At 74.5% G+C, this 23,442-nt stretch carries 30 protein-coding genes and 1 pseudogene; 18 read left to right on the forward strand and 13 right to left on the reverse strand.

Features of this window, described 5'->3' with window-relative positions; all coding sequences use genetic code 11:
- Positions 1-108: 108 nt before the first annotated feature.
- Positions 109-345, reverse strand: a complete 237-nt coding sequence (locus tag ACFOYX_RS01625; protein ID WP_109800200.1) for a winged helix-turn-helix domain-containing protein — start codon at positions 343-345, stop codon at positions 109-111.
- A 134-nt stretch (positions 346-479) separates the two neighbouring features.
- On the opposite strand from ACFOYX_RS01625, the gene ACFOYX_RS01630 reads away from it, so the two are divergent.
- Positions 480-710, forward strand: a complete 231-nt coding sequence (locus ACFOYX_RS01630) for a hypothetical protein (protein ID WP_322442160.1) — start codon at positions 480-482, stop codon at positions 708-710.
- Between the two features lie 318 nt (positions 711-1,028).
- Here the strand turns inward: ACFOYX_RS01630 and ACFOYX_RS01635 are convergent, their stop codons facing one another.
- The 6 genes from ACFOYX_RS01635 to ACFOYX_RS01660 form a co-directional block, all read right to left on the reverse strand.
- Positions 1,029-1,436: an arsenate reductase ArsC gene (locus ACFOYX_RS01635; protein ID WP_322442161.1), complete on the reverse strand. Its 408-nt coding sequence runs from the start codon at positions 1,434-1,436 to the stop codon at positions 1,029-1,031.
- Positions 1,436-1,621, reverse strand: coding sequence for a hypothetical protein (locus ACFOYX_RS01640; RefSeq protein ID WP_322442162.1), 186 nt, complete (start codon positions 1,619-1,621; stop codon positions 1,436-1,438). Before ACFOYX_RS01640 ends, ACFOYX_RS01635 begins: the two co-directional genes overlap by 1 nt.
- Entirely contained in the window at positions 1,618-2,364 is a 747-nt protein-coding gene (locus ACFOYX_RS01645) for an MIP/aquaporin family protein (protein WP_322442163.1), read from the reverse strand. Before ACFOYX_RS01645 ends, ACFOYX_RS01640 begins: the two co-directional genes overlap by 4 nt.
- Positions 2,364-2,618 carry a hypothetical protein gene (locus tag ACFOYX_RS01650; protein WP_322442164.1) on the reverse strand — a complete coding sequence of 85 codons (255 nt, stop codon included), beginning with the start codon at positions 2,616-2,618 and terminating at the stop codon, positions 2,364-2,366. The genes ACFOYX_RS01645 and ACFOYX_RS01650 overlap by 1 nt, the downstream gene beginning before the upstream one ends.
- A complete protein-coding gene (locus ACFOYX_RS01655) occupies positions 2,611-3,300 on the reverse strand; it encodes a helix-turn-helix domain-containing protein (protein ID WP_322442165.1) in 690 nt (229 codons plus the stop codon). The genes ACFOYX_RS01650 and ACFOYX_RS01655 overlap by 8 nt, the downstream gene beginning before the upstream one ends.
- A gap of 122 nt (positions 3,301-3,422) precedes the next feature.
- On the reverse strand, positions 3,423-3,800 hold the full coding sequence (locus ACFOYX_RS01660; protein ID WP_322442166.1) for a metalloregulator ArsR/SmtB family transcription factor: 378 nt from the start codon (positions 3,798-3,800) through the stop codon (positions 3,423-3,425).
- 206 nt (positions 3,801-4,006) lie between these two features.
- Here ACFOYX_RS01660 and ACFOYX_RS01665 point away from each other — a divergent pair, with 206 nt between their 5' ends.
- The 5 genes from ACFOYX_RS01665 (at position 4,007) to ACFOYX_RS01685 (ending at position 8,197) form a co-directional block, all read left to right on the forward strand.
- Positions 4,007-4,333 carry a metalloregulator ArsR/SmtB family transcription factor gene (locus ACFOYX_RS01665; protein WP_109800207.1) on the forward strand — a complete coding sequence of 109 codons (327 nt, stop codon included), beginning with the start codon at positions 4,007-4,009 and terminating at the stop codon, positions 4,331-4,333.
- Positions 4,333-4,830, forward strand: coding sequence for an N-acetyltransferase family protein (locus ACFOYX_RS01670; RefSeq protein ID WP_322442167.1), 498 nt, complete (start codon positions 4,333-4,335; stop codon positions 4,828-4,830). Before ACFOYX_RS01665 ends, ACFOYX_RS01670 begins: the two co-directional genes overlap by 1 nt.
- 75 nt (positions 4,831-4,905) lie before the next feature.
- Positions 4,906-6,324 carry an FAD-dependent oxidoreductase gene (locus ACFOYX_RS01675; RefSeq protein ID WP_322442168.1) on the forward strand — a complete coding sequence of 473 codons (1,419 nt, stop codon included), beginning with the start codon at positions 4,906-4,908 and terminating at the stop codon, positions 6,322-6,324.
- Positions 6,324-7,685: an MFS transporter gene (locus ACFOYX_RS01680; protein WP_322442169.1), complete on the forward strand. Its 1,362-nt coding sequence runs from the start codon at positions 6,324-6,326 to the stop codon at positions 7,683-7,685. Before ACFOYX_RS01675 ends, ACFOYX_RS01680 begins: the two co-directional genes overlap by 1 nt.
- A 113-nt stretch (positions 7,686-7,798) precedes the next feature.
- The gene (locus tag ACFOYX_RS01685) at positions 7,799-8,197 is read left to right on the forward strand and encodes an NUDIX domain-containing protein (protein WP_322442170.1); all 399 of its coding nucleotides are present in this window, start codon (positions 7,799-7,801) and stop codon (positions 8,195-8,197) included.
- A 3-nt stretch (positions 8,198-8,200) separates the two neighbouring features.
- Here the strand turns inward: ACFOYX_RS01685 and ACFOYX_RS01690 are convergent, their stop codons facing one another.
- Positions 8,201-9,514, reverse strand: coding sequence for a PLP-dependent aminotransferase family protein (locus ACFOYX_RS01690; protein WP_322442171.1), 1,314 nt, complete (start codon positions 9,512-9,514; stop codon positions 8,201-8,203).
- 98 nt (positions 9,515-9,612) lie between these two features.
- Between ACFOYX_RS01690 and ACFOYX_RS01695 the strand changes: the two genes are divergently transcribed.
- Positions 9,613-10,875, forward strand: a complete 1,263-nt coding sequence (locus tag ACFOYX_RS01695) for an MFS transporter (protein ID WP_322442172.1) — start codon at positions 9,613-9,615, stop codon at positions 10,873-10,875.
- A gap of 82 nt (positions 10,876-10,957) precedes the next feature.
- Positions 10,958-11,356: a DUF2267 domain-containing protein gene (locus ACFOYX_RS01700; protein WP_109801975.1), complete on the forward strand. Its 399-nt coding sequence runs from the start codon at positions 10,958-10,960 to the stop codon at positions 11,354-11,356.
- 17 nt (positions 11,357-11,373) lie between these two features.
- Here the strand turns inward: ACFOYX_RS01700 and ACFOYX_RS01705 are convergent, their stop codons facing one another.
- Together ACFOYX_RS01705 and ACFOYX_RS01710 are read right to left on the reverse strand one after the other, a co-directional pair.
- On the reverse strand, positions 11,374-12,603 hold the full coding sequence (locus tag ACFOYX_RS01705; RefSeq protein ID WP_322442173.1) for a hypothetical protein: 1,230 nt from the start codon (positions 12,601-12,603) through the stop codon (positions 11,374-11,376).
- A gap of 49 nt (positions 12,604-12,652) precedes the next feature.
- A complete protein-coding gene (locus ACFOYX_RS01710; RefSeq protein ID WP_322442174.1) occupies positions 12,653-13,171 on the reverse strand; it encodes an NUDIX domain-containing protein in 519 nt (172 codons plus the stop codon).
- 53 nt (positions 13,172-13,224) lie between these two features.
- Here ACFOYX_RS01710 and ACFOYX_RS01715 point away from each other — a divergent pair, with 53 nt between their 5' ends.
- Positions 13,225-13,962: a class I SAM-dependent methyltransferase gene (locus tag ACFOYX_RS01715; RefSeq protein ID WP_322442175.1), complete on the forward strand. Its 738-nt coding sequence runs from the start codon at positions 13,225-13,227 to the stop codon at positions 13,960-13,962.
- Between the two features lie 5 nt (positions 13,963-13,967).
- Here the strand turns inward: ACFOYX_RS01715 and ACFOYX_RS01720 are convergent, their stop codons facing one another.
- Complete coding sequence (locus ACFOYX_RS01720) at positions 13,968-14,390, reverse strand: OsmC family protein (protein WP_109801978.1); 423 nt, start codon at positions 14,388-14,390, stop codon at positions 13,968-13,970.
- A gap of 65 nt (positions 14,391-14,455) precedes the next feature.
- A complete protein-coding gene (locus tag ACFOYX_RS01725) occupies positions 14,456-15,058 on the reverse strand; it encodes a DUF4291 domain-containing protein (RefSeq protein WP_322442176.1) in 603 nt (200 codons plus the stop codon).
- A gap of 94 nt (positions 15,059-15,152) precedes the next feature.
- Between ACFOYX_RS01725 and ACFOYX_RS01730 the strand changes: the two genes are divergently transcribed.
- Both ACFOYX_RS01730 and ACFOYX_RS01735 read left to right on the forward strand, forming a co-directional pair.
- On the forward strand, positions 15,153-15,647 hold the full coding sequence (locus ACFOYX_RS01730; RefSeq protein ID WP_322442177.1) for a type II toxin-antitoxin system PemK/MazF family toxin: 495 nt from the start codon (positions 15,153-15,155) through the stop codon (positions 15,645-15,647).
- Between the two features lie 97 nt (positions 15,648-15,744).
- Positions 15,745-16,773, forward strand: coding sequence for a phosphotransferase (locus tag ACFOYX_RS01735; RefSeq protein WP_322442178.1), 1,029 nt, complete (start codon positions 15,745-15,747; stop codon positions 16,771-16,773).
- 8 nt (positions 16,774-16,781) lie between these two features.
- Here ACFOYX_RS01735 and ACFOYX_RS01740 read toward each other — a convergent pair whose 3' ends face one another.
- Complete coding sequence (locus ACFOYX_RS01740) at positions 16,782-17,432, reverse strand: GGDEF domain-containing protein (protein ID WP_322442179.1); 651 nt, start codon at positions 17,430-17,432, stop codon at positions 16,782-16,784.
- Between the two features lie 266 nt (positions 17,433-17,698).
- On the opposite strand from ACFOYX_RS01740, the gene ACFOYX_RS01745 reads away from it, so the two are divergent.
- From ACFOYX_RS01745 to ACFOYX_RS01775, 7 genes and pseudogenes are all read left to right on the forward strand, one after another.
- Complete coding sequence (locus ACFOYX_RS01745) at positions 17,699-17,962, forward strand: DUF397 domain-containing protein (RefSeq protein WP_322442180.1); 264 nt, start codon at positions 17,699-17,701, stop codon at positions 17,960-17,962.
- Between the two features lie 112 nt (positions 17,963-18,074).
- Entirely contained in the window at positions 18,075-18,956 is an 882-nt protein-coding gene (locus ACFOYX_RS01750; RefSeq protein WP_377533762.1) for a helix-turn-helix domain-containing protein, read from the forward strand.
- Positions 18,957-19,053: 97 nt separating this feature from the next.
- Entirely contained in the window at positions 19,054-20,109 is a 1,056-nt protein-coding gene (locus tag ACFOYX_RS01755) for a LacI family DNA-binding transcriptional regulator (protein ID WP_322442182.1), read from the forward strand.
- 11 nt (positions 20,110-20,120) lie between these two features.
- Positions 20,121-20,324, forward strand: a complete 204-nt coding sequence (locus ACFOYX_RS01760) for a hypothetical protein (RefSeq protein WP_322442183.1) — start codon at positions 20,121-20,123, stop codon at positions 20,322-20,324.
- Between the two features lie 133 nt (positions 20,325-20,457).
- A complete protein-coding gene (locus ACFOYX_RS01765) occupies positions 20,458-21,912 on the forward strand; it encodes a protein kinase (protein WP_322442184.1) in 1,455 nt (484 codons plus the stop codon).
- Positions 21,913-21,970: 58 nt separating this feature from the next.
- Complete coding sequence (locus ACFOYX_RS01770; protein ID WP_322442185.1) at positions 21,971-22,744, forward strand: DedA family protein; 774 nt, start codon at positions 21,971-21,973, stop codon at positions 22,742-22,744.
- Positions 22,745-23,156: 412 nt separating this feature from the next.
- A pseudogene (locus ACFOYX_RS01775) lies at positions 23,157-23,442 on the forward strand (hypothetical protein); the annotation flags it as partial.

Below are 23,442 nucleotides of genomic sequence, written 5' to 3' on the forward strand. Positions count from 1 at the left end.
GGTGGCGCCGGCCCGCAGGGAAGCCATCGGCTCGCAGCGGCGGTTCAGCCCGCTAGGCGTGCACCAATGGCTCTGCCCGCTCTCGCCGGCAGTCCGGGCAGGTAGGACTTACGGCTTCCGCTCGGCGACGTAAGAACCGCGAGCCGGCAGCGTCACGACCAGACCGCGCTCCCGAAGCAGACGGACAGCCGCTCGGACAGTTCCGCGGCTGACGCCGTGCTCCTGCTGTAGATGGGTCTCGCTCGGGACCGGCTGGCGGGGTTTGAGTTTCCCGTCCTCGATCTGCTTGGCGAGGAGGTCTGCGAGCTGGATGTAGAGCGCCACCGGGGACATCTCGTCAACCATGAGCCGAACCTTATGGACGCGCAGCCTGAGCAGGCCGTAGGGTACGGGCTAGACGTATAGAACGGGCTGTACGAGTAGAACGAGATGGATTACCTTCGGTAGGCGTCCGCAAACCCCCAGCCAGGAGGAATCTCATGAGGCTCTGGCCGTTCAACCGCCGTCCGGGACCGGTCGACCGGACCGGCCCTGCGACCGCCTACCCGAACCGTTCCGGCGCCTTCGGTCCGGAGGCCCTCTCCGAGGTCCAGCCCCGCCGCAACAACGGCCGTCCGCACTACTGGGCAATCGAGCCGACTATGGAGTACCAACGGGCCCCGCTCCTTACCCTCGGCCAGCAGTACCGCTTTCCGGGTCGGGCCGGGTGATGGGGGAGGAGTTGCTGACGCGAGTCCCCTTCGCCGTCGTCCTCGCCTCGTACTGCATCGAGTTCCACGAGCGGAACCTGTGCGCAAAGTGCAACGACTCCGGATGTCCCCGGCTCGATGACGCCGCGTTCACCCTCGACCGCTACCGCGCCGATCGGTTGGAGCGGTACCGCCTCCGTCGAGCGCAGTAAGGGATCTCTGTCTTCGGAATCATTAGAGTCGCGTTGCTTGATCAAGGAGGGATGTCCGGAGGAATGCTCCTGCTCAGGGTGCAGCCGCCCGCTGACGGTCGTCGGCGGGCGGGCGGCGCTGACCGGGTCAGGCGGTAGGGCGCAGCTCGGCGAGGAGCTGATCCACCCGGGTGCGGATCTCGTCGCGGATCGGGCGTACGGCCTCGACGCCCTTGCCGGCGGGGTCTTCGAGCTTCCAGTCCTCGTACCGCTTGCCGGGGAAGACGGGGCAGGCGTCACCACAGCCCATGGTCACGATGACGTCCGAGGACTCCGCCGTCTCGTATTCGAGGAGCTTGGGGGTCTGGTCGGTGATGTCGATGCCGACCTCGGCCATGGCCTCGACGGCGGCGGGGTTGACCGCCCCGGCGGGCGCCGAGCCGGCGGAGCGCACCTCGACGGCGTCGCCGGCCAGGTGGCGCAGCCAACCGGCGGCCATCTGGGAGCGGCCCGCGTTGTGCACGCAGACGAACAGCACGCTGGGCTTGTCGGACATCAGGTGCCTCTCTCGCAGTACGGGTCGCAGGGCCGGTTCACCGGCGCCTCCGAGTGGGCGGTGGGCAGAGACCGGCGGGGGTCGCTGTTGCGGTCGAGCAGCCGGTAGCGCCCGGCCGGACGCGGCGGATTGAGCAGGGCGGGATAGGACCTGTCCGCGCCACGGTGCGCCGGGTTGGTGCTCATGCGCGATTGTCGAGCGCCGGGTCGCGCTCGTCGGTAGGCACGACCACCTGGTCGGCGGCTTCCCCGGCGTCGGGGTAGAGCGCGGCCAGGAGACCGACGCCCGCGGCGAGGCCGACGAGTTGCGCGACGACGAAGCCGGGCACCGAGGCGGGGGCGATGCCGGCGAAGGTGTCGGTGAAAGCGCGACCGATGGTCACCGCCGGGTTGGCGAACGAGGTCGACGAGGTGAACCAGTACGCGGCGCCGATGTAGGCGCCGACCGCGGCCGGCGCGACCGCGGCGCGGTCGGCGCGGGCGAGGGCGAAGACCAGCAGGATCAGGCCGGCGGTGGCGACAACCTCGCCGAGCCAGAGGTGCCCCGCGGCGCGGTCCTTGCCGGAGAAGTCGACGGCGGCCAGGTCGAACATCAGGTTCGCCAGGATCGAACCCCCGATCGCGCCGGCGACCTGGGCCATGACGTAGCCGCCGAGGTCGCGGCTGGTCAGGCCGGTGCCGGCGCGCCGGCCGAGGAACCAGTCGGCGGCGGAGACGACGGGATTGAAGTGGGCGCCGGAGACCGGGCCGAAGATCAGGATCAGGGCGCCCAGGGCGAGCGCGGTGGCGATCGAGTTCTCCAGCAGTTGGAGCCCGACGTCGCCGGGGGAGAGCGTGGTGGCCATGATGCCGGAGCCGACCACGGCGGTGACCAGCAGGGCGGTGCCCGTGAACTCGGCCAGCAGGCGCCGCCAAAGTGCGATGGTCATCAGTCTGTTCTCTCCCATTGCGGTGAGGTCGCGGGCCGCGTGCCGGCCCGGCGGGTGGTCCAACGGGTGGCGGGAACGTGCAGTTCGTCGAGGAGCCGGCGGACGGCCCAGGCCACCGCCTGATCGCCGGCGAGGTGGGTGAAGAAGCCGAGCGCCGTCTGGGACCGCCCGGCGTTGTGCGGGGCGGCGGCGTGCAGGGCGAGCTGCTGGTCGACGGAGAGGTCTTCACGCAGGTGCCGGCTGGTGTCAGTCATGACGGTCCCCCGAATTGATGACGGGGGCGAGCCGGTCGACGCGGGCGGCGAGGTCGGTGAAGGCGGCCTCGAACGCGGCGTCGGTGTCGACACGGACCGGGTCGGGCACCGACCAGTGCAGCCGGGGCCGGACCGGGCCGGTGAGTTCCTCGTGGGCGTTGTCGCAGACCGCGATCACCAGGTCCCCGTCGTGCGCGACCTGGGTGATGTGGGCGGTGCCGGTGGGGTCGAGCTGGAGTCCGTGGCGGTGGGCCACGGCGACGGCGCGGGGGTGGACCCGGGACGCGGGCTTCGTGCCCGCGGAGGCGGCTGGCGTGCCGGCCCGGCTCGTCCACAGCGCGGCGGCGAGCTGGGAGCGGGCGGAGTTGCGGGTGCAGACGAACACCACCCGGCCGACGTCGGTCAGCGGCGGCGGAGTCAGCGTGGCCAGTGCCTCGGGTCGCAGGCGGAGGTAGGTGCGGCGGCGGTCGCCCTCGGACCGGGCGCGGACGACCAGGCCGGCCGCGGTGAGGACCTTGACGTGGTGGGCGACCAGGTTGGTGGACATGCCCAGGTCGTGGGCGATCTCGCCGGGGGAGGCGTCGCCGAGGGTGAGCGCGTCCACGATCGCCAGGCGCGCCGGGTCGCCGAGCGCGGCGTGGATTCGGGCGCGCTCCTGCAGGGAAGCAAGCTCAATGGTCATTGACTCAACTATCACTGAGTGATTGTGAAACTGTCAAGCGGAACTGAGTCGGTGGCACTGAGCGGCGCGGTCAGCAGCAGGCGACCAGATATGGCTGCACGGCGCGGTGCGCCGGCCGCGGCTCACGCAAGAGCTGCCGGTTCGACGGTGAGCAGTGCGGCGAGCTGGCGCAGGATGGCCGGCCGGGCCCGGTAGTACACCCAGGTACCCCGCCGCTCGGCGTCGACGAGGCCTGCCTCGCGCAGCGTCTTCAGGTGATGGGAGATAGTCGGCCCGGTCAGGTCGAACGCGGGGGTCAGGTCGCAGACGCATGCCTCCCCGCCCTCGGCGGACGCGATCATCGACATCAACTGCAGCCGCACCGGGTCGCCGAGCGCCTTGAACGCGGGCGCGAGGACGGCGGCGGTCTCGGCCGGCACCCGGCGCTGCGCCAGCGGCGGGCAGCACGGCGTGTCGGCGGCGCGGTCGATGACGGGAAGCGACGCCGCTTGCTTTGACATGCCTCTAGGTTGACAGGTGTCTAAGCAACGTGCAACTCTCTGATTCGACGGACGTCAAGACAGGCGCCGTGGGAAGGGGATCGTCATGTTCGGGCAAGGCTCGGCGGTCAGCGGCAGCCCAGGCGGGAGTTACCGTCTGCCTCGCGGCACCCGCACCCGCTACACTTCCATCGTCGATCGGCGATAAACGATAGAAGGAGGCCGGTGTGGACGAGCTGCTCGACCGGGCGACCGCACAAACGTACGCGTCGTGGTTCCGGGCCCTCGCGGACCCGACCCGGGTGCAGATCGTCGAGTACCTCGCCCGCCACGCCCGACCGATGAGCGTCGGGGAGATCGTCGCCGCGGTCGGCCTGGCGCAGTCCACCGTCTCCCAGCACCTGAAGATCCTCACCGAGGTGCGGTTCGTCCTCGTCGAGCCGGTCGGAACGGCCCGCCACTACCGCATCAACGACGCCTGCGTCGGCTGCTTCCCCTCCGCCGCCGACGTCGTCATGGGCCGACCCGCCCCCAACCCGAACGGAGCCTGCTGATGGCCGACCTCACCGTCCGTCCCATGACGGCCGACGACGCCGAGCGGGTCCTGGCGATCTACCAGGCCGGCCTCGACGGCGGACACGCCAGCTTCGAGACGACCGCACCCACCTGGGCGGCGTTCGACGCCGGGAAGCTGCCCGCGCACCGCTTCGTGGCGGTCGACCGGGACGACATCGTGGTCGGCTGGATCGCTGTCTCGCCGACCTCGGCCCGCGCGGTCTACGCCGGCGTGGTGGAGCACTCGGTCTACGTCGACCCCGCCGAACAGGGACGCGGCGCGGCCCGGCTGCTGCTGGACACGCTCATCGCCTCCAGCGAGGCGGCCGGCATCTGGACCATCCAGTCCGGCATCTTCCCCGAGAACACCGCCAGCCTCAGCCTCCACGAGCGGGCCGGCTTCCGGGTCATCGGCGTCCGCGAACGGGTCGGCCGCCACCACGGCCGGTGGCGCGACGTCGTCCTCCTCGAGCGGCGCAGCCCCGTCATCACCTGACCAGCCCTGGCCCCAGCAGCCGGGCCGTCGTCCACCTACTTGATTCGACAGTTTTCAACACAGAGGAGTTGTCTGATGAGCACCCTGAACGAGCTGCCCGTCGTGGTGATCGGCGCCGGCCCGGTAGGCCTGGCCGCCGCCGCGCACCTGCACGAGCGCGGCCTCCCCTTCACCGTCCTCGAAGCCGGCGACACCGCCGGCGCAGCGGTGCGGCAGTGGAGGCACGTGCGGGTGTTCTCCCCGTGGCGGTACAACATCGACCCGGCCGCCCGCCGGATCCTGGACGAGGCCGGCTGGATCGCCCCCGACCTGGAGGCCCTGCCCACCGGCGCGGAGCTGGTTGCCGACTACCTCCAGCCTCTCGCGGAGCTGCCGCAGCTCAAGCCGCACCTGCGCTACGGCGCTCGGGTCGAGGCGATCAGCCGCCTGGGCATGGACCGCCTGCGCACCGCCGGCCGCGACACCACGCCGTTCCTGATCCGACTCGCCGACGGCGACGAGGTGCTCGCCCAGGCCGTCATCGACGCCTCCGGCACGTGGGGCACCCCGAACGTCCTCGGCGCGTCCGGCCTGCCCGCTCGGGGCGAGGGCGACGTGGCGGCGTACCTGGAGCACGCGCTTCCGGACGTCCTCGGTGCGGACCGGGACGCGTTCGCCGGCCGGCACACCCTGGTCGTCGGCGCCGGCCACTCGGCGGCGAATACCCTGCTCTCCCTGGCGGAGCTGGCAGCCGACGAGCCGGGCACCGAGGTGACCTGGGCGATCCGGACCACCTCACCGGTGCGCACCTACGGAGGCGGCGACGCCGACGCCCTCCCGGCGCGGGGTGCGCTCGGCTCCCGGCTGCGCGAGCACGTCGACGCCGGCCGGATCCGGCTGCTCACCGGCTTCTCCGTGCACGCTCTCACCCCCACCGACGGTCGCGTCGGGGTGGTCGTGCGGCACGCCGATGGCAGCGAAGAGTCCGTCACCGTGGACCGGATCGTCGCGGCCACCGGCTTCCGGCCGGACCACTCCATCGCCGCTGAGCTGCGGCTGGACCTCGACCCGGTCATGGGCGCCACCCGCGCCCTCGCGCCGCTGATCGACCCGAACGAGCACTCCTGCGGCACCGTGCCCCCGCACGGCGTGGACGAGCTCGCCCACCCCGAGCCGGACTACTACGCCGTCGGCATGAAGAGCTACGGCCGGGCACCGACGTTCCTCATGGCCACCGGCTACGAGCAGGTCCGCTCCGTCGTCGCGGCCCTCGCCGGCGACTGGGACGCCGCCCGCGACGTGCAGCTCGACCTGCCCGAGACCGGGGTGTGCAACAGCAACCCCGCCGCCTCCGCGACCGGCGACAGCTGCTGCGGGCCGTCCCCGACCGCGGACCCGGCAGCGCGCGGGCTCGCCACCGGCATCTCCGGTGGCCTGCTGTCCGCGCCGCTCGGCTTGATCACCCTCGACGCCGCCCCCGCCGGCGGCCAGACCGGCGGCTGCTGCGGCGGCTGATGCCCGCCACCACGACGGTGCCCGCCGGCCCCACGGTCGGCGGGCACCACGCCCACGGCTGGCGCATCGTCGCCGCCCTCGCCGTCACCTCCACCGTCGGCTACGGCACTCTCTACTACGCCTACGCGGTTCTGCTGAACCCGATGGCCGCCAGCGTCGGCGCGTCCACGACCGCCGTCACCGGCGCGCTCACCGCGTCGGTCCTCTCCGGAGCCCTGATGGCCATCCCGGTCGGCCGGTGGCTCGACCACCATGGCGGTCGCGCGCTGATGACCGTCGGTTCGCTCACCGCCACCGCCCTGCTCGTGGCCTGGTCCCAGGTTCACACCATCGGTCAGCTCTACGCCGTCATGATCGGGATCGGGATCACCGGCGCGATGGTGCTCTACGAGCCGGCCTTCGCCGTCATCGTCTCCTGGTTCACCCCGGACCGACGCGCAACGGCCCTGCTGGTGGTCACGATCGTGGCCGGGTTCGCCAGCACCATCTTCATGCCGCTGACCGGCCTCCTGATCGAACACGTCGGCTGGCGCGGCGCGCTACTCGTCCTCGCCGTCATCCACGGCCTGGTCACCGTGCCCCTGCACACGCTCACCATCCGCCGGCCCCCGTCGGCAGCGATGACGGCGCCCGGCGGCCCGACACCGCCGGACCACGCCCAGCGGCCCACGGTCGTCAGGGCCGCGATGCGGGACGCCCGGTTCTGGATCCTGGCCGGAACCTTCGTCGCCCACGGCGCGGCCACCAGCACCATGACCGTCCACCTCGTCGGCTACCTGGTCAGCCGCGGCCACCCCGCCACCTTCGCCGCCACCGCCGCCGGCCTGCTCGGCGTCCTGTCGGTCACCGGCAGACTCGTCCTCACCGGCGCCCGCCGACGCCTCCGTGTCACCACCATCGTGGCCGCCGTCTTCGCCACTCAGGCCACCGCCGTCCTCGCGATGCCCCTGCTCGCCGGCACCCGCGCCGGGGCCGTCATCGGGATCGTCGGCTTCGGACTGGGCTTCGGCGTCGCCAGCCTCGCCACGCCGGCCCTGCTCGCCGATCGCTACGGCACCACCGCGTACGCGAGCATCGCCGGCCGGATGGCGGCGTCCGTCACGGTCGCCAAGGCGACCGCGCCCCTCGGCGCGGCCGCCGTACTGTTCTCGGCCGGCGGCTACCGGCTCCTGCTCGGCGTGGTAGCCGGCTGTTGTGCGATCGCCGCCGTCGGCATGCTCATCCGCGGGGACCGGCGGTTTCCCGGACCGGCTCCGGTGCCGGCTCCGCCGCCGGCGACTCCGCCGTCAGCAGCTCCGCCGGCACCGGCTCGACCTCGACGCGGGTGTCGTGGAACGTCGGGCCGCCACCCAGATCGGTGACAGTGGGCAGGCGCCGGAATGGGTGGCGCGGGACATGGCACGGATGCTACCGATCCGCCCGGCGTCGTGCCGTTCTACCGTTGGCCGCGGTTCCCCAGCAGACAAGGAGTGCCGTGCCCGAGATCGACAAGGTGGCCTGGATTCGCATCGAGGACGGCTGCGTCCTCAGCACCCGCTCCCGGGGCAAGGACGTCTGGTACCTGCCGGGCGGCAAGCGGGAGGCCGGCGAGACCGACCTGGACACTCTGGGCCGGGAGATCGCCGAGGAGTTGGGCGTCGTGGTGGTGCGGGAGTCGGCCGTCCACGTCGGGACCTTCTCCGCGCAGGCGCACGGGCACGCGGCCGGCACCGTGGTCCGGATGGCCTGTTACGCCGCCGACTACCGGGGCGAGCTGCGCCCGGAGAGCGAGATCGAGGAGTTGGCCTGGCTCGGTTACGCCGACCGGCACCGGGTCTCCCCGGTGGACCAGCTCATCTTCGACCGGCTCCGGGCCGAGGGCACGCTCCGCTGACGGTCAGCCCGGCAGCAGCCGGGCCAGGGCGCGCAGCGCCGTGCGTACCGTCGCGTCGTCGGCGCTGAGACTGACCCGCAGGCCGGGCGCGGCCCCGCGCCGGGCGGCGAACTCGTCGGTGCCGGCGACCGCGACGCCCCGGCGGCGGGCGAGCGCGGTCACCGCGTCGGCGTCGTCGCCCAGGCGCACCCAGGCGAAGGGCGCCGGCCCGGTGGCGGCCACCCGGTCGCCGAGCAGCTCGCGGGCCAGCGCGGCGCGTCCGGCCAGCTCGGCGGCGCGGGCGGCGGCGAGCTGGTGCGCCGCACCGCCCAGCACGAGCTGGGTGGCCACCTCGGCGACCAGCGGCGCGGGCGCCCAGGCGAGCGCCCGGGCGGCGGCGCGCAGCGGCTCGGCGAGCGCCGGCGGTGCGTACCGGTAGCCGATCCGCAGGCCCGGGGCGAGGGTCTTGGTGATGCCGGTGAGGTGGACCGTGCGGGGGTGCCACGCGGCGACCGGCGGCGGCCGGTCGGGCAGCAGCGCGCCGAACGGGTCCTCCTCGATCACGGTCAGGTCGTGGCCGGCGGCGACGGCGGCGATCTCCCGGCGGCGCTCGGCCGGCATGGTGAGCCCGGTCGGGTTGTGCAGGGTGGGGTGCAGGTGCAGCGCGGCCACCCGGCGTCGGGCGCAGAGCCGGTCGATGGCATCCGGGCGGGCCCCGGCCGCGTCGCTGGGCACGGTCGCCAACTCGATTCGGAGCAGCCGCGCGGCGGCGAGCAGGCCCGGGTTGGTCAGCTCGGTGGTGACCACCACGTGCCGGGGCTGGGCGAGCGCGGCCAGCGCGGCGGCGAGGGCGTGCTGGCCTCCGGCGGTCACCTCGACCTCGTCGGGCGCGGGGCGCCAGCCGCCGTGGGCCATCCACCGGGCGCCGGCGACGCGGTGCCGGACCGCGTCGGCGTCCTCCGTGCCGACCGCGAGGGGGTCGGCGGCGATCCGGTGCAGGATCGGCGCGACCGCCCGGTGGACCGGCCCGTGCCCGGGCGGGTGCACGGCGGCGACGTCGAGCACCGGCGCGGTGGCGGGCGCGGTGCCGGCGGGGGTCGGGGCGACGAACGTCCCCCGGCCGACCTCACCGGTGAGCAGCCCGCGCCGGGCGGCGACCTGGTAGGCGCGGCCGACGGTGGCGATGGTGACGCCGAGCCGCCGGGCCAGCTCCCGCTGCGCCGGCAGCCGGTCCCCGGCGGTGAGCCGGCCGGCGGCGATGTCGGCGCCGATCGCGTCGGCCAGCGCCAGGTAGCGGGGTCCGGCGCCGGACAGCCCCGCGGGCTCCCAGATTGTCACCGTGACAATCTAGCCGCCGCGCGGCCCGGGCAGCGTCGGATTGTCACCGTGACAATCGGGGCCGCCGGACCTTCCGGGTACGTCGTTGACGCTGCCCCATGACCGTCACCACCACCGCCGCCCTGTGGCGGCACGCCACCTTCCGCCGGCTCTGGCTCTCCGACGCGGTGAGCACCCTCGGCACCCACGTGACCACTGTGGCGCTGCCCCTGGCCGCGCTGACCGCGCTCGGCGCCGGGTCGACCGGGGTGGCCGCGCTGACCGCCGCCACCACCCTGCCGTACCTGCTGCTCGGCATCCCGGCCGGCGCGATCGTCGACCGGCTGCCGCGCCGTACCGTGCTGGTCGGCGCCGACCTGACCCGCGCCCTGCTGCTGGCCAGCGTGCCGCTGGCCTGGGCCGCCGGACTGCTCACCCTCGCCCACCTGATGGCGGTGGCGCTGGTGGCCGGCTGCGCCACGGTGCTGTTCGACGTGGCCTACTTCGCGGCCGTGCCGGCGGTGGCGCCGCCCGGCCGGCTGGCCGACGCCAACGCCCGCCTCGAGGCGACCCGGGCGGTCGGGCAGACCGCCGGCCCCGGCCTCGCCGGCTTCCTCGTCGGCGCGCTCGGCGCGCCGGTCGCCCTCCTCGTCGACGTGGCCAGCTTCGTCGCCTCGGCGCTGTTCCTCGCCGGTACGCCCCGACTGGCCCCGCAGCGGGCCGCCGGCGCGGGCGGCGTGTGGCGGGACGCCACCGGCGGGTTGCGATTCGTGCTCCGGGACCCGGTGGTCCGGGCGCTGACCCTCTGCTCCGGCCTGACCAACCTCTGGCACGCCGGTTTCCTCGCCATGCTGCTGGTGTACGCGGTCCGCGAGCTGCGCCTGCCGGCCACCACGGTGGGCCTGCTGATCGCCGGCGCGAACGTCGGATACCTGCTCGGCGCGGCGGTCGCCGGCCGGGCCCGGGCGCGCCTGGGCGTCGGACGGGCCATCGCCGCGGCGGCGGTGCTCCAGGCCGGCGCGGCGCTGGTGCTGTTGCCGCACCCGCTCTGGATCGGCGCGGGACTGGCGGTGAGCGCCTTCGCCAGCGGGCTCTACAACGTCAACGCGGTCAGCCTGCGGCAGGCGGCCACCCCCGGCGAGATGCTGTCCCGGATGACCGCTACCAGCCGGTTCTTCATCTGGGGGACGATGCCCCTCGGCGCGGCCCTCGGCGGGGCGCTGACCGGCCTGCTGGGCGCGCCGGCGTACCTCGCGGCGGCCTCGGTCGGCATGGCCGCGGCGGCGCTGCTCGTCCGCTGGTCGCCGGTCTGGCGGACCGTCGAGATCCCCGCCCCGGACCGGCCGCCGGTCCCGGCCGATGCCGTTGCCGCCGGGCGGTGAGCGGACCGTTTGTCGTCGCCGGCCGGGGGTAACCGCGTGACCGGCTGCGGCCCTGCGCGGCCGGCGACGACAGGAGGGCGGCGTGCGGTTTCCCCGATTCGTCGAGGCGGTGTCCCGCCGGTCCGAGCTGCCCACCGAGCAGGCCGCCACGATAGCCCGGGCCACCCTGCAGACCCTCGCGGAGCGGGTCACCGGGGACGAGGCGAACGACCTCGCCGCGCAGCTGCCGGACGAGCTGAGCGGCTACCTCACCGCCCCGGCCGGCGAGGGTGGCCCGACCGGAGGCGTCGTCGAGTTCGTGTACCGGGTGGCCCACCGGGCCGGGGTGGACCCGGCGGTCGCCGAGGTGGGGGCGCGGGCGGTGCTGGCCACCCTGCGCGAGGCGGTCACCGTCGGCGAGTTCCACGACCTCGTGGCCCAGCTGCCCAAGGGCTTCGACGCCATGGTCGAACCGATCCCCCGACCGCCGTACGGCGGCTGACGAGGCGGGGCGAACCGTCAGGACGGGTCGGCGAGGTCGGCGGGGGACGGCTCCTCCGGCTCGGCCACCCAGGCGGAGAAGACCGGCACCCCGTGCCACGGCCCCACCCCGTCGGGCCGTTCGTCCGTGGCGAGCGCCACCACGGCGTACGGGTGGCCGAAGCGCAGCTCGGCGGTCCGGGCCACCCCCTCCGGAGGCAGGCTGACCAGGGCGAACGCGCCGGTCACCGCGGCCGCTTCGAAGCCGTACCGACCGAACCGGGCCATCGCCGCCTGCCGGGCCTCGGCCTGCGCGTCGACGCCCGCCACCGCCCTGATCGCCGTTGGGAAGCCCAGCCTGGGTGCGGTCAGGTCGTGCTCGCTCCGCGCCGACCAGCAGGGCAGCACCGCGGTGTGGCGCTCCTCCCGGCCGTCCCGGGCCCGGGTGCGTACCCGCTCCTCCCGCACGCTCCACAGTGCCGTCTCGCCGAGCGGCAGTTCGAACAACGACCGCCGGCCCGGCTCCGCCCCGGCCACCGCCGCCGCGCCGAGCCGGTACGCGGCGGCCAGCACGTCACCCGGCGCCACGTCGGGCGCAGCCGCCACCGACACCACGGCCAGCCCCGCCCGGCCGCCGTCCGTGACCGCCGGCTGGGCCGTCGCCACGTGCACGATCACCTCGCCGGCCCGCTCCGTGGCGGCGATCCAGCACCGGTGGCCACGCTCGGGGGCGCGCAGGGCCCGGGTGAGCGAACCGGCCCAGGGGCTGGCCGACCCGAGGGCGGCGGCGGGGGTCAGGTCGAACGGGTCCGCCCAGGAGATCCGGGTGGCCAGCGCGCTCGCCAGGGCCAGCACCACCTGCGGCGTGATCCGCAGCGGAAACCGGTCGATCAGCCCGAGGGTGTGCTCCCGGGCCCAGGCGTCCAGCGCGTCCTGCGTGGGCAGCGGTCCCGTCGTGGTGCGCGGCGGCAGGTCGGCGTACCAGTCGGCGAGCCGGCCGGGGTCGTACCCGACGTGGTGCCAGACGGCGGTCGCGGCGGGCACCAGCGGATGCGGCTCGGCCAGCAGGGCGGCCGCGGTCGCGGCGGCGGCCGACGGGTTCATGCCGAGCACGTCCGCCAGTTCGTCCCGTTCGGCTCCGGTCGCCGCCGGTCCGCAGAGCGCCAGCAGCAGCCACGCGCCGAGCGGGGAGGCCACGTGGTGCCCGGGGTCGACGGCGGCGTGCAGGCGTTCGGCGTACCGGGCGAGGGGCTGCTGGAGGCTGGTCATTGCTCCACTCTGCCCACCGCCGGCCGGTTCGGCACGCCCACCGGGCCGGTCAGGACCAGAGTTCGAACGGTTCGTCGATCTCCTCGCCGGCCAGGAACGGGGTGAGCAGCGTCGGCAGCCGTCCCGGGTAGAACCGCTCCCGGCCGGCCACGATCTCGATGACCGGCCACCAGCGGAAGCCGAAGTAGTCCTCCACCTCGTAGTCGAGCCGGTCCGACCCGTCGACCGCCGGGCCCCGGCCCGGCACCCGGACCGGCACGACCACCTCGTCCTGCACGTGCCGCACTTGTCGGTGGATGAAGCTGGCCCGGCGTCGCCAGCCGGGCGCGCCGACCTGTTCCGGGCCGACCCGGATCCCGGTCTCCTCGCGCAGCTCCCGCACCGCCGCGTCGAGGTACGTCTCGCCGGGGTCGAGGCCCCCGCCCGGCAGCTCCCACCAGGTGCCGAGCCGGGGGTGGTCCGGGTCGCGGGTGTGGAAGAGCAGCACCCGCTCCTCGGCGTCCAGCACCACCACCCGCACCGCCCGACGTTCCAGGACCGGCAGGTCCTGCGGCAGTTCCTCGGTCACCGTTTCCTCCCCAGGGTCACGCGGTCGTCGTCCACCCTGCCACGATGGCGGTCATGAGCCAGCTTTTCGGTGAGGTGGCCGGCAGCTACGACGCGGCGCGCCCGGGCTATCCGCCGGAGATCGTCGAGGCGATCCGCGCGTACCACGGCGGGGTGCCCGCCCGGTTGGTCGAGGTGGGCGCCGGGACGGGCCGGGCCACCGAGCTCCTGGTCGGGTTGGGCGCGCCGATGACCTGTGTGGAGCCGGACCCGCGGATGGCCGAGCTGCTGGCGGCCCGGTTCCCGGCGGTCGAGGTGGTGGTGGCCGCCTTCGAGGAGTGGGCGGCCCCGCCGGGCGGCGTGCCGGCGCTGGCCTGCGCGCTGGCCTGGCACTGGCTGGACCCGGAGACCCGCAACCGCCGGGCGTACGATGCGCTCGCCCCGGGCGGCACCCTGGCCGTCTTCGGGCACCGCTACGCGTACGTCGACCCGGCGCAGGCCACCGCGATCCGGGCGGCGTTCGAGTCGGTGGATCCGGCGAACCACCGGGACCGTCCCGACGACTGGTTCCACGCCGACATCGCCGGCAGCGGCCTCTTCGCCGACGTCCGGTCGGTGCCCTTCCGCCGTACGGTGCCGCTGACCACGGCGGCGTACCAGGCGCTGGTCAGCACGTTCTCGCCCCAGCTGAAGCGGCCGCCCGAGCTGCGCGAGCGGGTGCTGACGGCGGTCGGCGCCACGGTCGACGGGTTCGGCGGGACGGTGGTGCTGGACCTGCGCACCACCCTGGTCCTGGCCCGCCGTCCGGCCTGACCGGCTCAGTCCGGCTCGCCGAGCACCTGCCTGTGCCGCAGTCGCACGTCGGTGCCCCGGCGCAGGGAGTTGGGGATCTCGGCGATCGTGTCCACCCGGTCCACCAGTTCCCGCAGCCGCGCCGGCGGCGCGTCCCCGTCGACCAGCACGTCGTACGAGATGCCGGTGGAGGTCGGCGGGTCGCCGTCGAAGTCGCCGTGCACGGTCACCTCGACCCGGTGCAGGACGATCCCGGCCGCCCGGGCCTCCCGGAACAGATCGTTGGAGACGCACCCGGCCACCGCCAGGTGGAGCAACTGCCCGCCGTTGAACCCGAGCCCGTCCCCGCCGGCGTCCGCCGGGCGGTCCACCACCAGCGTGCACGCCCCGGCCGAGCCGATCGCCGCCGGCCGGCCGGGCAGGCTGCGCGTCCGCACCTCGAAGGTCATCCCGACCACCTCCGCTTCGCCCAGGCCGAGTCAACCATCGATCGGGGGGCGACGCCCTCGCCGGTTCAGCCCGAACTGGCGTCGATCACCCGGGCCACGTCGGGCGGCAGCGGATAGGGGCGTTCGACCGGCAGCAGTGCCGCCGCCCCGGCGTCGTCGCCGGTGGTCAGCCGATCCCGGGCCGCCCGAACGACCGGGGTGACGTCGGTGAGGCGGACCAGCCACTCGTCGACGTACCGGTGTACCGCCTCGCCGGAGAGCCCCACCTGCAACGAGCGGTGCGGCAGTGGTGCCAGCCGCAGCGAGCGCTCCGGGTCCCACTGGATCCGGACCGGGCTGGCCCGCAGTTGCCGGTTCCATGTCGCGCGGTCGGCGTGCAGCCGGGGGTCGAAGCCGCTGGCGCAGGCGTGCGCCAGCGCCCACTCGAAGCCGGCCCGGGTGATCTCCACGGCCAGCACCCGCTCCTGCCCGGGCTTCCGCGTCCAGCCGCAGCGGTACATCATCCAGCGGAACGACGGCTTGATCCAGGTCATCCGCTCCCGCTTGAACGGCGGCACGAACCGGCCGGCGGCGAGCGCCGCCTCGACGATCTCCGGCGGGTACGCCTGGTAGACCGTGATGCTGTCGGCGGTGAAGGTGGCCCGGACCTGCCGGGCGGGAACGGTCACCCGGCGATCGTCGCCGACGCCTCCGCCGTACCTCCACCGCATTTCGCCGGGCGGCGGCGCGCGGGTCCCCGGCCCGGAGGATAGGCTGCCGGCCGTGGCAGGTCTGTTGAGGAATGTGGCGTCGCGGCTCGGCCGGATGAGCGGGGGTACGGCGACGCCGACCCGGACGCCGGGTCCGATCCCGGCCCAGGTCGCGCGGCGCCGCCAGGTGGCCGCGCTGCAGCGTCGCCAGCTCGCGTACGCCCCGGAGCTGGACGGGCAGGCCGACCCGGGGGAGATCGTCTGGACCTGGGTCCCGTACGAGGACGACCCCCGCCAGGGCAAGGACCGCCCGGTGCTGGTGGTGGGCCGGCAGAGCCGAACGCTGTTCGGGCTGATGCTCTCCAGCCAGAGTGAACGGGATGGCCAGCGGCACTGGCTGGCGCTCGGGCCGGGCGCCTGGGACCGGGACAACCGCCCGAGCTGGGTACGCCTCGACCGGGTCCTCACCATGCGGGAGGACAGCATCCGGCGCGAGGGCGCGGTGCTGGACCGGCCCCGCTTCGACCGGGTGGGCCAGGCCCTGCGCGCTGGCTACGGCTGGCGCTGACGGGCGGGGAAACCGCTCGCGACGACGGGTGCGCCGTGGCTGGCGCTGACCGGCGAAACCGCTCGCGGTGACGGGTGAGCGGTGGCACGGTGATCCGGTGACGGGTGAGCTGACGATCGCCGGGGACGACCGACTGGCCGGCTGGGTGGCGGAGGACTTCGGTCTCGCCCTCGCCACCCCCGAGTTGGTGCCGTACGGCGCGGATGACACGGCGCGGCTGTGGCGCGCCACCGACGCCGACGGTGCCCAGTGGGCGGTCAAGCTGAGCGGCGGCGGCAGCCCGGCGGGCCTGCGCGTCACGGCCCACCTGGCGGCGCGGGGCGTGCCGGGCATCGTGGCCCCGTTGACCACGCGGGACGGCCGGCTCTGGAGCGTCCACGAGGGACGGCGGCTCTCCGTGGTGCCGTGGCTGACCGCCGATCGGGCGCTGGACGGCGGGATGGGCGTCGCGCACTGGCGGGCGTACGGCGAGGTGCTGGCCGCGACGCACGCGGTCGCACCCACCGACGAGCTGGCGGCGCTGCTGCCCCGGCAGGACCACACCCACGCGGCGGTCGGCGTGGCCGCCCGGGCCACCGACCGCCGGCTGCGGGCGGTGGACGGCTCGGCCGACCGGTGGACCCGGGAGGTGGCGGCCCGTTGGCGGACGGCCGCCGACGACGTGTCGACCCTGCTCGACCGGGTGGACCGGCTCGGCGCGGAGCTGCGGGAGCGGCCGGCGGACCTGGTGGTCTGCCACGGCGATCCGCACCTGGGCAACCTGCTGCTCGACCCGGACGGGCGGGTCTGGCTGATCGACTGGGACGACGCGGTGCTCGCGCCGCGGGAACGCGACCTGATGTTCGTGCTCGGCGGCGTGCTGGCGTTCGCGCCGGTGACCCCGGCCCAGCAGGCCGCGTTCTTCGCCGGCTACGGCCCGGTGGATCCCGATCCGGTCCGGCTGGCCTACCACCTGGGCGTGCGCGCCCTCGACGACATCGGGAGCTGGGCGCGGGACGCGGCCGACACGGACCGGCCGGAGGCCGAGCGGGTCCGTGCGCTGAAGATCGTGGACGGGCTGTTGTCCCCGGTCGGGCTGCTCACCCTGGCCCGCGGGGCGCTGCGCGACCTGGGCCGCTGGGACTGATCAGCCGGTCAGCGCTCGGCGAGGTGCGGGGTGTCCACGAGCTGCCGGGCCGGCCGGGCCGCGGCCACGCTCTTCGCCTGGTACATCGCCGCGTCCGCGCGGCAGAGCGCCTCGGCGAGCTGGGTCGGCCCGTGCACCGGGGCTAGGCCGACGGACGCGGTCACCTGCACGGTGCGGCTGCCGAGCGGGATCGGCGCGGCGAGCGCGTCGCAGAGCCGCCGGCTGGCGTGCTCGATCCACCGCCGGTCCACCGTCGGGCTGACCAGCAGCCCGGCGAACTCGTCGCCGCCGAGCCGGGCGACCAGGTTGTCCCCGGCGAAGGCGGCCAGCCGTTGGGCCACGCTGATCAGCACCTGGTCACCGGCGGCGTGCCCGTACCGGTCGTTGACCTGCTTGAAGTCGTCGAGGTCGAGCACCACGGCGATCAGCGGGTTGCCGCCGGCGCCGGTGAGCAGGGCCGCGGCCAGCCGGTAGAAGGCGCGTCGGTTGGGCAGGCCGGTCAGTGGGTCATGGCTGGCGGCGTGCCGTTCGGCGGCCAGCTCGGCCTGCAGGAGCTGGATCTCCGCCTCCGCCCGCAGCGCCCGGCGGCGCAGTTGCCAGGCGGAGACCAGGGCGCCAGCGGCGGAGACACCGGACGCGACGGTCATCGGATCCGGCACGCACCCTCCCTCGCCACAGCCGTCGGTCGCCTCCTGGCGGTGCCTCTGCCGCTCGTCGCCGACGCGGTTTTCCGCTGGTCCGCGCAGAGAGCGGGGTGACCCACAGTGAACGGATGAGTACACCGCACGTGCGTTATCATGCTCGCTGTCCAGTGCAGATGCAATAGCAGATGCACGTGCATCACCGTCCTCTGTCGACACCCCGCCCCGTCGCCACCACCGCTTCTCCCGCGGCATCGGCTGGCTCTTGCACAGGAAGACGCCCCATGCAGCAGCCCCAGAACGGCGTACCCACCACTCAGCTGCCGCCGCTGCGGTGGCAGAAGAGTCGTCGCAGCAACCCGAGCGGGAACTGCGTCGAGCTGGCCGAACTCCCGGACGGCGCCGGCATCGCGATGCGGAACTCCCGGCACCCGGAGGGCCCGGCGCTGATCTACACGATGGACGAGATCGCCGCCTTCGTGCTCGGCGCCCGGGACGGGGACTTCGATCACCTGATCGCCGGCCCCGCCTCCCGCTGCCGGGACTGATCGGCCGTCCGGAGGAGTCCACCTCACTGTCGGTCCATGGCATGCTTACACGTCGGCCGGACTGGGGCGTCCGGTCGGCGAGTGTCGGCATGCGAAGGACGACCACGTGACGATGGTTCCCCGCGAGGACGGCCCGGCCACCGGCCCGACCGTGCTGCGCATGCTGCTCGGAGCGCAGCTGCGGCGGCTCCGCGAGGGCGCCGGGGTCACCCGCGAGGGCGCCGGCTGGGAGATCCGGTCCTCCGAATCGAAGATCAGCCGGATGGAGCTCGGCCGGGTCGGCTTCAAGGAGCGGGACGTCGCCGACCTGCTCACCCTCTACGGCGTCTCGGCGACCGACGAGCGCGCGGCGCTGCTCAAGCTGGCCCGCGACGCGAACAGCCCCGGCTGGTGGCACCGGTACGGCGACGTGCTGCCCACCTGGTTCCAGTCCTACCTGGGGCTGGAGGCCGCCGCCGCGCTGATCCGGACGTACGAGGTCCAGTTCGTTCCCGGCCTGCTGCAGACCCCCGAGTACGCGCGCGCCGTCATCCTGCTCGGCCACCGCGGCGCCGCGCCGGAGGAGGTCGAGCGGCGGGTGGGCCTGCGGATGGCGCGCCAGGAGCTGCTGCGCCGGACGCACCCTCCCCAGCTCTGGGCGGTCGTCGACGAGGCCGTCCTGCGCCGGCCGATCGGCGGGCCGGAGGTGATGCGCGGCCAGTTGGACGCGTTGGTCGAGGCGACGGCCTCGCCGCACGTCCGGCTCCAGATCGTGCCCTTCGCCGCCGGCGGGCACGCCGCCGCCGGGGGCGCCTTCACCATCCTGCGCTTCGGCGACCAGGACCTGCCGGACATCGTCTACATCGAGCAGTTGACCAGCGCGATCTACCTGGACAAGCGCGAGGACCTCGACTACTACGCCCTGGCCATGGAGCGGCTCTGCGTGGAGGCCGAGCCGCCGGAGCGAACCCCCGAGCTGCTCGGTCGGATCGCCGACGAGCTGTACCGGCGCTGACCGTTCCCGGATCATCCGGCCCGGCATTGACGTCCCTTCCCACGTGCGGGTAACCTCTGGATCGATCCAGACTGAATCGATCCAGAAGGGCGTCGCGGTGAAGCCGACCCTGCAGGACGTGGCGAATGCCGTGGGCGTGTCCCGCAGCACCGTCTCCAACGCCTACAGCCGCCCTGACCAGCTCTCGGCCGCCCTCCGGCACCGGATCCTCGACGCCGCCCGGCAGCTCGGCTACCCCGGGCCCAACCCGACCGCCCGGTCGCTGCGCCGCGGCTTCGTCGGCGCGATCGGCGTGCTGTTCACCTCCCAGCTGTCGTACGCCTTCACCGATCCCTTCGCGGTGCGCTTCCTGGCCGGGCTCAGCGGCGCGGCCGAGCGGCACGGGGCCGCCCTGCTGCTGGTCCCGCTGCCCGCGGACCCGGCGCTCGCCCGCACCGCGGTGGAGAACGCCGCCGTCGACGGTTTCTGCGTCTACTGCGCCGGCGACGAGGAGTGGGCGCTCGAAGCCATCCGCGGCCGGGCCCTGCCCTACGTCACCACCGCCGTCGCCGAGGCGGCCCACCCGGCGCACCGCTACGTCGGCATCGACGAGCGGGCCGCCGCCCGCACCGTCGCTGAGCACGTGGCCGCCCTCGGTCATCGGCGGGTGGCCCTCCTCGGCGACACCGTGCTGCCCGACGCCCCACCCGGACCGCTGCGGCTGGCCGGCCCGGGGGACGTCCCGCACCCCACCACTCGCGGCCGGCTCGCCGGCTTCGCCGACGCGTTCGCCGCCGTCGGGGTCGACTGGTCCGCGCTCACCGTGCTCAACGCCACCGGCAACAGCCGCGCCGCCGGCGCCGCCGCGGTGGCCGCCACGCTCACCGGCGACGCCCCGCCCACCGCGGTGCTGGCCTGCTCCGACGTGCTCGCCCTCGGAGTGCTCGACACGCTCGCCGAGGCCGGTCACCGCCTTCCGCACCCCGTCTCCGTCACCGGCTTCGACGACATCGCCGAGGCCGCCGCGGCCGGGCTCACCACCGTGCGGCAGCCGGCCGAGGAGAAGGGGCGGATCGCCGCCGAACTCCTCCTGGAGCCCCCGGCCGACCCGGCCGCCGGCCACGTCCTGCTCCGCACCGACCTCGTCGTCCGTACCTCCACCGGTCCCGCCTGAAGGAGCCGACCATGGAACAGTCCACCGGTTTCGTCCTCGCCGTCGACGCCGTGACCCGGCACGTCAACTCGGCCCGGCCCGACGCGCCGGTCCGCCCGGACCGCCCCCGCCCGGCCCGGCTGACGCCCACCCGGCTGGCCGCCGCCGGCGCGCTGCGCCGGCTCGCCGACCTGATGGAGCCCCGGCCGGCGCCGGCGCCGCCCGCCTGCTCCTGAGTCCCGTCACCGGCGCCTCCCGGGTGGTCGGGGCCACCAGGGCACCCCCCGGATCACCCCACCGACGGCTATCCGGTGCCGAACCGGGCACCGGGTTGGGAGCGGCGGCGGTCGGCAGGCAGACTGGAGCACCATGTCGCCGTTCACGCCCACGCTGCGGCTGCACGATCGGTACGTCCTGCGCGAGTGCATCGGCCTCGGCGGGATGTCCGAGGTGTGGCGCGCAGACGACGAGGTGCTGCACCGCCCCGTCGCGGTCAAGGCACTCTCGACCGAGCTCGCCGCCGACCCGCAGCAGCGCGCCACCATCCAGCGCGAGGCCCGGGCCGCGGCCCGGCTCACCCACCCGAACGTCACCCAGGTGTACGACTACGGCGAGGCGACGCTGCCCGACGGGTCGGTGGTGCCGTACCTGGTGATGGAGCTGGTGGAGGGGCGCAACCTGTCCGACCGGCTGGCCGCCGGCCCGCTCGCCTGGCCGGAGGCCGTCCGGGTGGCCGGTCAGGTCGCCGCCGCCCTCGCGGCCGCGCACCGGATCGGCGTGGTGCACCGGGACGTCAAGCCCGGCAACGTGATGCTCACCGAGACCGGCGCCAAGGTGCTCGACTTCGGCATCGCCACGCTGGCCGGGCCACGCCACCCGCTCGCCGGCCAGACCGGCGAGCTAATGATGGGGACCCCCGCCTACTTCGCTCCGGAGCGGATGACGCCCGGCCCGGCCAACCCGGCCAGCGACGTCTACGCCCTCGGCGCGCTGCTCTACCGCACCGTCACCGGGCGGGCCCCGCTGCCCGTGCAAACCTGGGAGGACGTGCTCGACGTGCAGGCCCGGCGCCCCCCGGTGCCGCCGCTGCGCGTCCCCGGGCTGCCCGCCGACATCGCCGAACTCACCCTGGCCTGCCTGTCGCCGGATCCGGCCCGCCGGCCCACCGCGGCCCAGCTCGCCACCCGGTTCGGCGCCGGCCAGCCCGCCGACCCGCCGACCGCCATCCTGCCCACGGTGACCCGGCACGAGCAGCCGCCGACCCTGATCGAGCGGGCGCCGGCCGCCGTCCGCCCGGTGCCACCGGTGGCGCCGCGACGGCCGGCGACCCCGTCCAACCGGCTGCTCGGCGTGCTGGTCGCCGCCGGTCTCGCGTTGCTGCTCGGCCTGGTCGGCATGCTCGCGCTCAACGGCGGCTCCGAGAACCCGCCGGCCGCCGACCGGGCCACCGCGGCCCCGGTCGAGGAATCCACCGCGGAGTCGTCCAGCCCGCCCGAGCCGGCCACCTCCGCGCCCTCCTCCGACCCGACGACCCAGCCGGCGCCGGTCACCCTGCGCCAGCTCGAGGCCGCGTTCGCCGACGTGCTCGCCGAGGCGGAGGCGCGGGGCCAGGTCGACCCGAAGACCGCCGAGGACCTGCGGGAGAAGGCCGCCGAACTGGACCGGGGCAAGCCCAAGGACCGCGCCAAGCGGATCGCCGACCTGCGCGAACGCGTCGCCGAGGCGGTCGACGACGAGCGAATCGACGCCGACACCGCCGCCCAGCTGGAGGAGTTGCTGACCGCGTACGCGCAGCTGCGGGGTGGCCGCGACAACGAGGGCTGAGCCGGGCACCCGGACCGATTCCATGGTCGGCCGTCGGGACGCACCGTAACTTGGTCGGATGATCGGAACAGCGCAGCTCGCCCTCGTCCCCGGTGCCGCCGCCCCCAGGGCCGCGGAGCCGGCCTCCGAGGGGCCGGTCGGCTGGGTCACCGGACTGGTCGAACGCCTCGGCGGCCCCGGCGCCGGGCTCGCCGTCGCGCTGGAGAACCTCTTCCCGCCCATCCCCAGCGAGGTGATCCTGCCGCTGGCCGGATTCGCCGCCAGCCAGGGACGGATGAGCCTGCTCGGGGCGATCGGCTGGACCACCCTCGGCTCGGTGCTGGGGGCGCTGGCGCTGTACTACGTCGGCGCCGCCCTCGGACGGGACCGGATGCGGGCCATCGCGGCCCGGCTGCCGCTGGTGAAGCTGGCGGACGTCGACCGCACCGAGACCTGGTTCCTCCGCCACGGCGTGAAGGCGGTGTTCTTCGGCCGGATGATTCCGATCTTCCGCAGCCTCATCTCCATCCCGGCCGGCATCGAGCGGATGCGCGTGCCGGTCTTCCTGCTCTACACCACGCTCGGCAGCCTGCTCTGGAACACCACCTTCGTCCTCGCCGGCTACCTGCTCGGGGAGAATTGGCACCTGGTCGAGACGTACGTGGGCACCTTCCAGAACGTCGTCATCGGCGCCGGCGCGGCGGCCGTCGGCTGGTTCGTGTTCACCCGGGTGCGGCGGGCGCGGCGGGACCGGGAAGGTGCGGCGGACCAGCCGGCCGGGCCGTCGGGCCAGCGGGGGACCGTCTATCGGGGTGGTTGGTGGACGGGTGAGGAGTTCGACGACCGGCGGTAACGCGTCGTTGGCTGCGGCGTGGCTGAGCGGTCACACCCAGAAACCGGACATCCCACCCAGACGACTCACACGATGACACACCAGCCGACAAGATCCACCCAGCACTGCGTCCGGAGCCGGGCACGGGCCGAAATCGTGGCCGGGGCGGGGTCGTTGTATCTCGCGTACGACCGAGTACCTGGCCCGACCGGGTCGGATGGTCGGGCCCCCGGGAATGATGGCGGGCCGGCGGTCGTTACACATGGTCCCGGCGCCGCGAGCAGGTATTACCGCTTGACGGACCCGCGTTGAGGCTCCCCGCCCCCGCGGACCGGGGCAGAGACTTTCCCCCTTTTGCTTTTGAGCGCCTGACGGTGCTTGCGCATGTCCCGGCCCCCACCGGGTGTGCGCCAACCCCCCAAGGAGCTTTGTCATGAACACGATGCTGCGTAAGAGCGTGCTGGGTATTGCTGGTCTGGCGTTCGCCGGTGGTCTGGCCGCCGGTCCGCTGAACCACCACGACGCCGCCCCGACCACGGCGATGAGCCCGGCCGCGGTGCAGGCTGACAAGCCGGACATGGGCAAGCTGATCCCGCATGGTGTGCAGGGCGCGCAGTCGCACATTGACCTGGACGACGAGCAGACCGCCAACGCGGAGGCGATCATCGCGGCGACGAAGAAGGCGGGTCTGCCGGAGCGGGCCGCGGTCATCTCGATCG

This window comes from Micromonospora sp. GCM10011541 (assembly GCF_042650725.1).
GTDB lineage: Bacteria > Actinomycetota > Actinomycetes > Mycobacteriales > Micromonosporaceae > Micromonospora > Micromonospora sicca.